Source organism: Bradyrhizobium sp. (genome assembly GCF_016213215.1).
Classification (GTDB): Bacteria; Pseudomonadota; Alphaproteobacteria; order Rhizobiales; family Xanthobacteraceae; genus Bradyrhizobium.
Genome location: NZ_JACRAW010000041.1, coordinates 32,580 through 44,062, shown reverse-complemented (window position 1 = coordinate 44,062; position 11,483 = coordinate 32,580). Strand labels below are relative to the sequence as shown.

The following is an 11,483-nucleotide window of genomic DNA, read 5'->3' as shown; positions in this document are numbered from 1 at the left end:
GTCTTGAGATGAGGGGTTCGCAACCTTCACTCAAAACAGGAGCATCCCCATGACCGACGAGGCAGTGAGCCCGCTGCGCCGGCGCATGATCGAAGACATGACGATCCGCAAGTTCGCGCCGAAGACCCAACATGACTACGTGCAAAGAATCAAGAACTTCGCTGCGTTCCTTGGGCGATCGCCGGATACAGCGAGTTTCGAAGACGTGCGCCGCTACCAGTTGCATCTGGCGGCCAGCGGCGTCGGCGTGCCGACCATCAACCAGACCGTCTCGACGTTGCGGTTCTTCTTCCGGGTCACGCTCAGGCGCCACGAGATCGTCGAGCATACCCACGTCATCCACGAGCCGCGCAGGCTGCCGGTGGTGCTGAGCGTCGAGGAAGTAGCGCGATTGCTCGATGCCGCATCCGGGCTCAAGTACAAGGCTGCACTGAGCGTAGCCTACGGCGCCGGCCTGCGCGCCACCGAGGTGGTCTCGCTCAAGGTCTGCGACATCGACAGCAAGCGCATGATCATCCGCGTCGAGCAGGGCAAGGGCGGCAAGGACCGTAACGTCATGCTGTCGCCAAGCCTGCTCGATCTGCTGCGGACCTGGTGGAAAGCGGCGCGCCCGCAAGGTTGGCTGTTCCCGGGCCGCGATCCGGCGCAGCCGATGACCACGCGCCAGCTCAACCGCGCCTGTCACGCCGCCGCCCAGATGGCGGAGATCAACAAGCGCGTCTCGCTGCACACCTTGCGGCACAGCTTTGCCACTCACCTGCTCGAGCAGAACATCGACGTCCGCGTCATCCAGGTGCTGCTCGGTCACGCCAAGCTCGACACCACGGCGCTCTATACCCGGGTCGCCACCAAGACGATCAGCCAGGTCATGAGCCCGCTGGAGCACATCGCGCTCAAGCTCAAGGAGATCCGGCCGCCCGGCTGACGCCAACGCGCGCGTGTCGCGCCCAGCCTTGGCGGTTGCGGATATCTTCCGCAGCCATGGCCGAGCATGGCGCAAAGCCAATGCCGGCCATGTCAGCCTCGACCAGATGAAGGTGATGTCGGCGATCGAGCGCTGCCGCACAGCGGCGCTCGGCGGCCATGTCGCGCGCTGCGAAGACTGCGCCTATACCACCATCGCCTACAACTCCTGCCGCAACCGGCACTGCCCGAAGTGCCAGGGCGCTGCCGCGAAGGAATGGCTTGCCGACCGCGAGGCCGACCTGTTGCCGGTGCCGTACTATCACGTCGTGTTCACGCTGCCTGCGGCCATCGCCGACATCGCCTACCAGAACAAGGCGGTGATCTACGATCTCCTGTTCAAGGTCTCGGCCGTGACCATGCTGACGATCGCCGCCGACCCGAAGCATTTGGGGGCCAGGATCGGCATCACTTCCGTGCTGCACACCTGGGGCTCGGCGCTCACCCATCACCCGCATGTGCACATGATCGTGCCGGGCGGCGGCATCTCGCCCGACGCCAGCGCTGGGTGTCCTGCCGGCCCGGCTTCTTCCTCCCCGTGCGCGTACTCTCCCGCCTGTTCCGCCGACTGTTCCTGGAGAAGCTCATCGCCGCGCACCAAGCCGGCCGCCTCAGCTTCTTCGGCGAGAACATCCATCTGGCCGATGCGCGATCCTTCGCGGCCTATCTCGCCCCGCTGCGCAAGGCCGAGTGGGTCGTCTACTCAAAGCGCCCGTTCGGCGGACCCGAAGCGGTGCTGGCCTATCTGTCGCGCTACACCCACCGCGTTGCGATCGCCAATAGTCGTCTGATCTCGGTCGATGATGCCGCTGTGACGTTCAAATGGAAGGATTACCGCGCCAAGCAGCGCGAACGGCAGAAGACCATGACACTCGCGGTTGACGAGTTCATCCGCCGCTTCCTCATCCACGTGCTGCCACGCGGCTTCCACCGCATCCGCCACTGCGGCCTGTTCGCCAAAAGCTCCTGCGCCGACAACATCGCCCGTGCGCGTGAGCTGCTCGCCGTTGCAAAACCAGAAGACCAGCCAACCGCTGCCGCCGTCGATCCCAGCAAGCCGAGCTGTCCATGCTGCGGCGGTCGCATGATCATCATCGAGGTGTTCGCGCGCAGTGCAACGCCGCGGCATCGGCCGACAGCTCCAACGATCGTCATCAGGCTCGACACCTCATGACCGCGCCGCAATCCCGCAAATCTGCCCATCGCGCTCGCTGGCTCTGGACCGGCCACGGCAGAGCGCGCCCAGCTATCCAGCTCTCGCCTCAAATCGTCCGACAACTCACAGCGTTTGACGCGACCCGCCGCTCACTCAGAAGCCGTTTCGCCGTCGGCCAACTTGCTGGATCGGATCGATCCCAATCAACCGGCTCGCCCGCGGCACTCAAATCCCCATAGCGACTGCGGCACGGCGTTACGTTCCCTTAAGCGCGGTTTCCTCCCTTGGAGGCTTTCGGACGCCGGCCGCCGAACACGCGGCGCCGTCCCTCAAGCGGCCGGCATCCGAAACCCTTCACAGAAGCGGACCTGACTGATCTAAAGTCCGACGGCTAGGCGCTTTGCCAGGATCCGCCGCCACCCGGTTACTCCTCTCCGGGCATAAGCTTGCGCCGTGGAATTTGGATTTCAGGTATTAGTCCCTCAAATACAGGCTTGCCATCCCCAATAAAATATTTGCATCCCGTAGAATGCTTGACGATGCGGTCCATGAATGGACCCTTCCTTCCTTAATCGCTCGCGCAAACGAGGTTGGGGGTACCAAGCGAGCGAACGGTCCTACGAATTTGGTCTTAGGTCTTTCCTTCAAGATGTGCGCTTCGCAGTCTTTGGCGATAGCAGCAGGAACTGAGCTTTGGGGCGGTGCACCCGTTTGGGAATTAGCAATACTAGCCGAGCTTCCTGTCAGCACAGCTGACAAGGCGACGGCAAAGCATATCCTACGCACGAATTTCCTCCCCTGCTCTAAGCGGCGGCACGATTACGACCTTTCGACTTGTAATTGCAAGCAGGTCCGGTTCGGGTCAAACGCGTCGTTGTGGCCGCTGGCCAAGCACTTCCGGTCTAACCCGACAGGCAAACAACGTTAGAGCTGGTCCGGTCTTCGCTATTGGGCCACAAGCGGAATTGCGAGAACCACAGCTGTTGGCGCAAACCGGACGGCCCAGGCGAATTTAGCCCCGAGCTTTAATATGATCTGCCAGTCTTTGCGCATCCTCGCCCACTCCCGACAACAGCGAAGACCGTACGGTCGACAACCATTGCAGGCCCACAAAGTAGAAACCGGGCAGGTCCGTTATGCCCATCCGATGGATCGGCCGGCTCCGCTGATCCAACACGAGTGGCGCATCGATCCATCCGAAGTCGTAGGCGTAACCTGTAGCCGAAATGATTGTGCTTATGCCTTCGGTCCTAAGATCGAGCCGCTTAGTGGCCGTGGCCAGATTTGGTGGATCAGGTAACATCTCGCGAGCTGAAGGCTCGTCCGGCGCGAGCATATTGTGGCAGTTGATGTGAGCGTCGACCATATCTAGGAACATCATCAGGGACATGTCCCCGTCCGCGATGTTCTTGGCAAGGTCCGGCGCAAACTCGAAGACCCGTCCGCTGACCGAGACGAGACGGCCCAGCAAGATGACGCCCATCGCCGCGAATTGGCGGAAGTCAATCGTGTTGCCCCCGAATGCGCCAGAAATCAGCGGCAGCGAGTTGTGCTCTCCGCGGTTTTCGGCCGGAACACGGTCGAGGCCCAAGGCGGACATCCACCAGATAAGATCGCGTCCCCTGTACCGCCGCGGCAACCTGCGATGCTTGCCGATTGAGAGGTAAACCGTTCGTCCTGCGTGCACGAGCTCTTCCGCAATCTGTGCGCCCGAGGCGCCCCCGCCGATGATCAGCACCGCGCCGGAAGGAAGCTGCGCCGGATTACGATAGCTGCTCGCATGGATTTGAAGAAGGTCGACTTTTTCCGGCAGGAAGGAGGGTTGCGATGGGCGCTGGTATGGACCCGTTGCGACGACGACATTCCTCGCCGCTATTTCTCCCTGGGAGGTTTTCGCGACAAATCCCGCCGACGCGTCCCGACAGCGCAGGCGCTGAACGTTCACGCCGCAGCGAATAGGTGGCATGACAAAACGCGCATAAGCCCCAATGAAATCCGCAATCTCGCGAGCCGAGGCGTAAGCGTGCGGCTCGGCAGACTGAAAAGGGAAGTTGGGAAGGGTGACCGACCAATTTGGAAACTGAAAGCGCAATCCGTCCCAGCGTTCGCTCCGCCAGCGCTCGGCTATTCTATGACGCTCCAGGACGAGGTGCTCGCATCCGCGCTCCTTGAGCATGTGGCTCATTGCAAGCCCAGCCTGGCCTCCTCCCACAACGAGCGTTTGTATCTGTTCAGTAGCCATGAACTGATTGAAAGCGTCGCATAGTCACAGGATGCGGTGACGCCAAAGTCTAGGCCAAAAGCCACAGTTCGCAACGATTTAAGTACGTTGCAGCGAGCTCCGTAACCGCTAAGTCAATGCGCCTTTCGGCAGGTGCTTCTGCAAGACATCGATCTGGCCCTTGGCATCCTCACCAGCCGCGTCGGTCTGCTTTGCCTGTTTAATGGTCGGCGACGATATGCCAGGCGAAATCATTGTTGTAATCAGCCTTTTGCTTGAATTTCGGTCCGTCCAGCGGGTCATTCCATGGACTTTGCTGCACATGCCCTTCCTCCTCGCAGCATGGCATTCGTTGCGATCACTTGTGCGACCACCATAGGAGGATGCCGCTGATCGCAATCGGGCCTAGGCCAGCAGCCAGCACGGCCCAGAAGGCCGGCTCATAGATGATGTCAGAACCCGCGATCATGGACGACAAGGATACCTTTGGTTGCAACTTCAGTCCATCACGCGATCCATCGCCGGATGCTTGCGGTTCTTACCTGGCCCAGTCTTTACGCCCGGCCACGCCGAGGGGCCGATTCCGGCTCCTTCACTATTCCAGTCCGCCCTGGCCGAGACTGCTTGCGCCGAGGATTCCGCTGGGAGCGGCGGTCTACATTTTTGCAGCACCGATGCTTCATGAAGGGGAGACTTCCATTCCTTCTGACGAGATCCAAGTGACTTGCCGGAGCGCGGCGGCGTTCGATTCCAGCCCTCGTCCTGTCAGCGTGAGGGAATGCATATGGTCTCAGCATCCTTCGGAGCCGTCGGGGGGAACCGTCGATCATGCAATACGTTTGTTTCTTTCACGATAAGGAGATTACTATGCTCAATGTTACCCTCGCCCTTTTCATTTTGCTGGCCGACACATCGTTGTTGTTGGCACAGGGTCATATGGGCACGCCACAAGAGCAGCAGGCCTGCAGACGAGACGCGCAGCGGTTTTGCCGACAGCAATTGGGTGATGATGGAGCTGTTCAGCGATGTTTGCAGCAGAATAGAACCAGGCTGAGCAAGAGCTGCCAGAAGGTATTTGAGAGTCACGGCATGTGAGGATTTTGGTTCTTGCTCTGTCTCTGACGGCGGCTCCAAGTGCTTTGCACGGGTTGCCAGAACTTGCAGCTTTCATCAATCCACCGGAGGAACACGGCGCATTTGCAGGAGGCATTGCCTCCTCTGAGAAACCATTCGGGCAGTAACGGCCACGGACTGTCTGAAGCAATCACGGACTTGTAAGGTTCGATCCTCAACTCGCGGCTTGCGCTCTCCAACAGCAGTAGCTCACTCGATAAAGATGCGTTCGACCAACCAGTAGGTGCCGATGACGGCTACCGCCAGTGAGGCGATGCGCGGGGTCAGCCGAGTGCCGCGACCACGTGCAAGCCACGTCAGCATCGGCAGGAACGCGGCGACGATAATTAGTTGCCCGATCTCGACTCCAACATTGAAGCCGACGAGCCCGCGCACCAGGGCCGCCCCATTCAAGCCGAGCTCGCCGAGAACCGAGGCAAACCCGAAGCCGTGCACTAGGCCGAAACCGAAGCTCCACATCCAACGCATGCGATCTGGATCGACCGCGAAGAGATTTTCCAGCGCGACCCAGACGATCGTCGCCGCAATCAGCGGCTCAATGATGCGGTCAGGTAACGTCACAATGCCTAGCGCCGAAATGGACAACGTCACGCTGTGAGCTAGCGTGAAGGCCGTGACGATGCGCACCACCGACCATGCGCCTCTCGCAGTGGCGAGCAGCGCCACGAGGAACAGCAGATGGTCATAGCCGGTCAGGATGTGCTTGATGCCGAGCTTGACGAAGTCAAACCAACCCGTCGCCAAGGTGCGATCGATGTCCACAGTAACGGACCTCGATTCCTCGCCGAAGATCACCTGGCGCTCGCCGCTCGGCGTACGGAGAGTGCCGATGGTCTGGTAGTGCTCGCCCAGAAAGGCGCGCCAGTCCTCAGTGATGGCGAGGCGGCCATGCGAAGCGTCGCAGCCGAAGTCGATCTCGACCGTCGCGCGCGTCTCGTTGGTGCCCGCACCACCAATGCGTACCCGTCCGGTCCGGCAGCGTCCGTCCTCGAGGTCGACCGTGACGCTCCTTCGCGCCGCCTCAGCCACCAACTCCGCCGCTGCGCGGTCGCCATTGGCGGCGGCAGTGAGGATCATCACCGAGGCGGCCGGCAGTTCAGGCAAGGCGACCGAGAGCGCGTAAAGCATGCGCCCGCCTGTGAATTCGATGCGCAATAGTCCGCTCGCGGTCACATGGGCAAGCGCGCCGCCGCAACCAATAAGCATTAGCCAGAGTGGGGCCCATCCCGCGAGCCTCGTTGTCACGGAGTTCCTCCCATCCGCTCCCATTCCTCGGCCACGAATGCGGGCAGAAGCGCGATCTCCCGACTGCCCTCCAGCCTCGCATAGTGCGACAGGCCTATCGGATTGGTGGTGCCGAATGAGATGGTGAACACGGAAGCGCCGGACCCGCTGACGATGATGCGGAGCCGGGGCGGTGCGAGGCCAAACTGCGCCGCGCCAGCTTGGTTGACTTCCGCCTCGGTCAAAACGCGGTCTGGCCCCGAATTGCGCAGGAGCCGAAGTGCGCTGTCCAGGCGCGTCTCGAAACCTGTGGTGGTTGCCCCTATCGTGGCGCGCCAGCCGTCCTGGGTGCGCATGAAGTGCCAATGGCCGTTCGAGGCTGTGACATCAACCTCGCGCACGTCCTCGACCGGGATCGTCATCAAACCCCTCGGCCTAAACGGCTCAAGCCCGGGACCGCCGCGACCGCCGGTAAACGCCAGCCCCGCGAGGAAGGCTGTGGCCCCGAGCGCGGCCGCTGCCCAGACCAGCCGGCTCATCGCCGCCACCACCACATCGCGCTGCCGGCGAATGCGATCAGCCCGGGGATCAACAAAACCGTGACGAAAAAGATGCCGCGCATCTGATCGCCGGTGAGCGACACCGTGGGCAGCACCTCGACCGGCGGTTTCATCGCTGGCGCCCGTTCCTCACGCGTCAGCCAAGAGATTCCGGCCAGCACGGCGTCGGAGTTGGCCAAATAGGGAAAGAAGGAATTGGAAGCAAAATCGGCGTCGCCCGCGACAATCAATCGGAAGGTCGTTGCCGATCCATTCAACCGTCCCTCGGCGGCGAGCTCGATGATCTGTGATGCGCGCGGGCCGGACTTGGCCTTTGTCTGATCCTCCAGACGATTTGCGATCACGTAGCTGTCGGCGCTGCTGACAGCCAGTGGCGTTGCTCTCACACCCGGCACCGGCACGACCTCTAACGGCCGCGCACCGGGATAGAACGACAGTGCCAGTCCCCGTGTGACAGGGTGGGAACCGTAGCGCGATACGGCGATCATCTGCTCATCGGTGAAATAGTGCTCAGTCGGATCGACGATCACGCCCTCGCGCACCGCAATTCCAGCGCCAGCAAGCAAGGCCGCGATGCTCTCGTCGAGGGCATAGTCCGGCTCGATCAGGAACATCGCAGAGCCACCGCGCTCCAGATAGCGGCGCATCGCGTCGGCTTCGCCGGGGCTGTACCGGGTCCGCGGATTTGCTTCGATCATCGCGGCGCAATCATCCGGTATCGGCTCGCCCGTAGCGAAGGAGATCTTGCGGGCGGTCAGGCCAAGCTTCTCGATGGCGCGCCTCAGGCGGCCAAGACCATGCTGTTCCATCAGCACCACACCGGTGCCGGAGGCGTGGTGGCTGTGGTTGTGGGCGCCTTCGAAATGCGTGTGAAACTCGAAATTGTCGATGTCGTATTCACCATGCCCCGACGCGAAGCAGATCACGACCTCGCGTATGCGTAGCAGCCGCAACACACCGAGCGCGATCTCGCGGTCGTCGGTGGTGATCACTTCGACGCGGCGCTCACCGAGCCGTAGCAGCGCCGAATTGTAGGTTCGCACGCCTTGGCTACTGGCCAGCGCTGGATTCTGGTCGGCGTCTATCAGCTGCACGCGAAAATTCCCGTTCTCCCGCTCGAGCTGCCGCAGCATGGCACCCAGCGCGCGAGCAGCCTGATTCTGCTTCTGGTAGAAATAAGCCACCTCGATGGGTTCGCTGAGCGTGCGCACGATCCCGCGCGCCTCTGCCGACGGGGTGAAGGCTTTTTCGTGGGTAAGGTCGAGATGAGCGTCGTGGCGGAACAGCGCCACATTGGCGAGGATCGTGACTGCCCCGGCGACGGCGAGGACGAGAGTGGCGGATGCAATGCGGCTGGCGAAGGCGAGCCGCACCGGCAACTTCAGCCCGGCCGCAAACAGTACCGCCAGAGCGAAGATCACTCCCGCAAACCAGCCGAGATTGACCCAGTCAAGCGATTGCAGCGGCTGAAGGAGGTGTTGAAGAAAAGTCGCGTCCTCGGCCGGCAGGTTTGTGGGACCTTGCTGGTCGCTCATCTCTGGGCAAGCCCCCAGGCGGTGAGGAAAAGCGCAAGCATGCTCGCGGTGACGAAATAACCGATGTCCGACAGGAACACCGAGCCGCTGACCATCGGTTTGAAATGGCCGATCAAGGAAAGGTTTATGGCAAAGCTGTCAAACGGCGGCGGCAGTAGATAGGATACTGAGTCGGCGAACCAGAGCATCAGGAACGCGCCGATCGACAACGCCGCGGCGACCACCTGGTTCTCGGTAATGCTCGACATCAATAGGCCGACCGCCACCAGCAGCGAGGCGTGGAGCGCCAGCGCAAGATAGCCTGCGTAGATCGGTCCCCAGTCCGGTTCGCCGTAGCGGTCGAGGATGAGAGCGTAGATAAGCGTCAGCGCGAAAATGCCGATCACGAGCGTCAACGTAGCGGCATACTTCGCCAGGACGACGGAAAGTTCCCGAATGGGCGCAGTGAGCAGCAGTTCCAGCGTTTCAGACCGCCGCTCCTCGGCGAACGTGCGCATGGTCAGCACGGGCACCAGCAGGATCGACAGGACGTACATTTGGTGAAAAATATACTGGAGGTTCGCGACCTTGGTAACGAACAGCGTCAGGCTGAACGTATAGCCGAGCACGAGAAGGAACACGGCTGCAACCGTGTAGCCGATCGGCGAAGTCAGGGTCGCGTTCAGCTCCTTAGCGAAGAGGATGCGCAGCGTTCTCATGTTAGCGACAAGAACCAGCTTTCGAGATCGGGGGTGTCGGCGATCGCCCGGATCCCCAGCAAGCGGCCGTTGAGCATAACCGCCACGCGGTCCGAAGTCTTCTCCACCTCGCTCAGGATATGCGAACTCATAAGCACGGTATGGCGCCCGGCAAGCGAGCGGATCAGCTCCCTCATTTCAATGATCTGCCGCGGATCAAGCCCGTTGGTCGGCTCGTCGAGGATAAGAATGTCTGGATCGTGGATCAACGCCTGGGCAAGTGCAGTCCGCTGGCGATAGCCGCGCGACAGGGCCCGGGTGGGTTTGTCGACGACGGCGCCCAACGCCAGCCGGTCGACCACACGCTCTACGGCGGCCGCGACAGCCCGCTCCGGCAGCCCGCGAAGCCGCGCCATGAATGCAAGGAACTCGCCCACCCGCATCTGCCGGTAGAGAGGCGCCGATTCCGGCACATAGCCGATCCGTTGTCTCACCGCGATCGATTCGCGCACTGTGTCTAGCCCCGCCACCGTGAGCCGCCCCGCGGAGGGCAGCAAATAGCCGGCGAGCAGCCGCATGAACGTGGTTTTGCCGGAGCCGTTCGGTCCCAACAAACCGAACACCTCACCGCGGCGAATGTCTAGCGTGAACCGGTCGAGCGCCATGACCGAGCCGTAGCGCTTGCTGACGCTGAGCGCCGAAATGGCTGGAGTATCCGTCGCTCGGGCCGGCGCATCGTCCCGCGGCGTCGCGTCAATCGACAAGAAGGTCATGCAGCGTCCCGAAATGCAGACAAGCTTGTTGCCGCGCGGCATTGGGCTCGCCTGGAGGTCTGGTGCGGGCCCTCCAACCGGAAAGCCTGCACCGGTTGAGATCTCAATCGTAGAATTCGGGCGCTTTCTTCGTTGCCTTGAAAATTTCCGGATCGTGTCCGTAGAAAATCTGCGCGTTATTGGCGTCGCGCACGAGCCGAATGCGTTGATAACTGCGGTAGGCATCGCCGGGATTCTGTGTGCCCGGGATCGGTGGGATTAGGTTCTTGTCGAGGTTCTCCTTGAGGTAGACCACATCGCTTGTGAGGATGACGGAGCCGGTCTTGGGTAGCTTGACTGTCACAAACTGGCTGCCAGGGGTGTGACCGGGACCCCGCATGATGCGCACCGAACCGTCATCGAACAGGTCCAAGTCGCCGTTAAGCCGGATGATGTTCATTTTCTTGGTGTCGGCGAAATCGCCCGGGATGTAATAGACGGAAAATCCGACATCCGGCCACCAGGCCGCCTTCAGTTCGTCTTCTTGGACGATAAGAGTCGAGTTGGGGAACTGGCCTACGTTTCCGCCGTGATCGAGATGCAGGTGACCGACCACCACGTATTTGATGTCGTCGGTCTTGAGGCCAATTTTGGCAAGCTGCGCCGGAATAGCGTCATCCTTAGTCATCTTAAGGCCGAAGCCCTTGGCCAGCGGCCCCCACCATCCCTCGGGATCGGTGATTGTTTTGTCGTTGTTTCCAGTATCGATGATGACGTTGCCTTTGGGATGCTTGAGCACGTAGAAGCTCACCGGTGCCCAGTCGATATTGCCTTGCCCGCCCATCTGTAGCGCCGCCTTCGGAAAGCCACCCAACGAACCGGATGTGAAGACGTAGAGTTTCGGCCCTTCTTGTGCGGGGGCCGGCGCGGCCAGTGCCGCAAGGCCGAGCGCGATAGCCAGACTCAAGGCAACATGCTTCGTCATAGCGTGTCCTCCTTTGCCGTCGTTTTACAGGCTGTCTATGCAGCCACAAGGCGTCGCCCCGACCCGGTCGAGGCCAGCCAACCGAGAATAGATTGAGCACTCCACCAAAAGCAAGTTGGGAATGCCATTTGAAAATAGGCCATCCTCGGTCAACGCCCTTCTTGCCGGCGTTTTCTTGGCCTTCGCCCAGATCCAATCTGCCTCTGCTGCGCCCGCAACTTGATCAACGGTTCTTCAACAAGATCAAGCAATGTCGCGGATTGCCCGCCCGCTACG

Annotated in this window: 10 protein-coding genes and 1 pseudogene; 3 read left to right on the top strand and 8 right to left on the bottom strand. The window is 61.3% G+C overall.

The window, feature by feature from the left end; all coding sequences use genetic code 11:
* Positions 1-49: 49 nt before the first annotated feature.
* Both HY852_RS08400 and HY852_RS08395 read left to right on the top strand, forming a co-directional pair.
* Positions 50-925 (top strand): site-specific integrase, encoded by an 876-nt coding sequence (locus HY852_RS08400; RefSeq protein ID WP_291603972.1) that lies wholly within the window; start codon positions 50-52, stop codon positions 923-925.
* 13 nt (positions 926-938) lie between these two features.
* Positions 939-2,137, top strand: a pseudogene (locus tag HY852_RS08395) (IS91 family transposase).
* A gap of 994 nt (positions 2,138-3,131) precedes the next feature.
* On the opposite strand, the gene HY852_RS08390 reads toward HY852_RS08395, so the two are convergent.
* Both HY852_RS08390 and HY852_RS08385 read right to left on the bottom strand, forming a co-directional pair.
* Positions 3,132-4,361: an NAD(P)-binding domain-containing protein gene (locus tag HY852_RS08390; RefSeq protein WP_291603971.1), complete on the bottom strand. Its 1,230-nt coding sequence runs from the start codon at positions 4,359-4,361 to the stop codon at positions 3,132-3,134.
* Between the two features lie 108 nt (positions 4,362-4,469).
* Positions 4,470-4,664 carry a hypothetical protein gene (locus tag HY852_RS08385; RefSeq protein ID WP_291603970.1) on the bottom strand — a complete coding sequence of 65 codons (195 nt, stop codon included), beginning with the start codon at positions 4,662-4,664 and terminating at the stop codon, positions 4,470-4,472.
* A 543-nt stretch (positions 4,665-5,207) separates the two neighbouring features.
* Between HY852_RS08385 and HY852_RS08380 the strand changes: the two genes are divergently transcribed.
* Positions 5,208-5,435 (top strand): cysteine rich repeat-containing protein, encoded by a 228-nt coding sequence (locus HY852_RS08380; RefSeq protein WP_291603969.1) that lies wholly within the window; start codon positions 5,208-5,210, stop codon positions 5,433-5,435.
* Between the two features lie 228 nt (positions 5,436-5,663).
* Here HY852_RS08380 and HY852_RS08375 read toward each other — a convergent pair whose 3' ends face one another.
* The 6 genes from HY852_RS08375 to HY852_RS08350 all read right to left on the bottom strand — a co-directional run bounded on the left by HY852_RS08375 (position 5,664) and on the right by HY852_RS08350 (position 11,207).
* The gene (locus HY852_RS08375; protein ID WP_291603968.1) at positions 5,664-6,719 is read right to left on the bottom strand and encodes a HupE/UreJ family protein; all 1,056 of its coding nucleotides are present in this window, start codon (positions 6,717-6,719) and stop codon (positions 5,664-5,666) included.
* Positions 6,716-7,120: a DUF4340 domain-containing protein gene (locus HY852_RS08370; RefSeq protein WP_291603967.1), complete on the bottom strand. Its 405-nt coding sequence runs from the start codon at positions 7,118-7,120 to the stop codon at positions 6,716-6,718. Before HY852_RS08370 ends, HY852_RS08375 begins: the two co-directional genes overlap by 4 nt.
* A 113-nt stretch (positions 7,121-7,233) precedes the next feature.
* Positions 7,234-8,550: a Gldg family protein gene (locus tag HY852_RS08365; protein WP_291603966.1), complete on the bottom strand. Its 1,317-nt coding sequence runs from the start codon at positions 8,548-8,550 to the stop codon at positions 7,234-7,236.
* A 239-nt stretch (positions 8,551-8,789) separates the two neighbouring features.
* Positions 8,790-9,491, bottom strand: coding sequence for an ABC transporter permease subunit (locus tag HY852_RS08360; protein WP_291603965.1), 702 nt, complete (start codon positions 9,489-9,491; stop codon positions 8,790-8,792).
* A complete protein-coding gene (locus HY852_RS08355) occupies positions 9,488-10,285 on the bottom strand; it encodes an ABC transporter ATP-binding protein (RefSeq protein ID WP_291603964.1) in 798 nt (265 codons plus the stop codon). The genes HY852_RS08360 and HY852_RS08355 overlap by 4 nt, the downstream gene beginning before the upstream one ends.
* Positions 10,286-10,346: 61 nt before the next feature.
* Entirely contained in the window at positions 10,347-11,207 is an 861-nt protein-coding gene (locus tag HY852_RS08350) for an N-acyl homoserine lactonase family protein (protein ID WP_291603963.1), read from the bottom strand.
* Positions 11,208-11,483 lie beyond the last annotated feature (276 nt).

Excerpts from the sequence above, each read along its gene's own strand:
- HY852_RS08400 (WP_291603972.1), top strand. The coding sequence starts at position 50 with ATGACCGACGAGGCAGTGAGCCCGCTGCGCCGGCGCATGATCGAAGAC.
- HY852_RS08390 (WP_291603971.1), bottom strand. The coding sequence starts at position 4,361 with ATGGCTACTGAACAGATACAAACGCTCGTTGTGGGAGGAGGCCAGGCT.
- HY852_RS08385 (WP_291603970.1), bottom strand. The coding sequence starts at position 4,664 with ATGTGCAGCAAAGTCCATGGAATGACCCGCTGGACGGACCGAAATTCA.
- HY852_RS08380 (WP_291603969.1), top strand. The coding sequence starts at position 5,208 with ATGCTCAATGTTACCCTCGCCCTTTTCATTTTGCTGGCCGACACATCG.
- HY852_RS08370 (WP_291603967.1), bottom strand. The coding sequence starts at position 7,120 with ATGACGATCCCGGTCGAGGACGTGCGCGAGGTTGATGTCACAGCCTCG.
- HY852_RS08360 (WP_291603965.1), bottom strand. The coding sequence starts at position 9,491 with ATGAGAACGCTGCGCATCCTCTTCGCTAAGGAGCTGAACGCGACCCTG.
- HY852_RS08355 (WP_291603964.1), bottom strand. The coding sequence starts at position 10,285 with ATGCCGCGCGGCAACAAGCTTGTCTGCATTTCGGGACGCTGCATGACC.
- HY852_RS08350 (WP_291603963.1), bottom strand. The coding sequence starts at position 11,207 with ATGACGAAGCATGTTGCCTTGAGTCTGGCTATCGCGCTCGGCCTTGCG.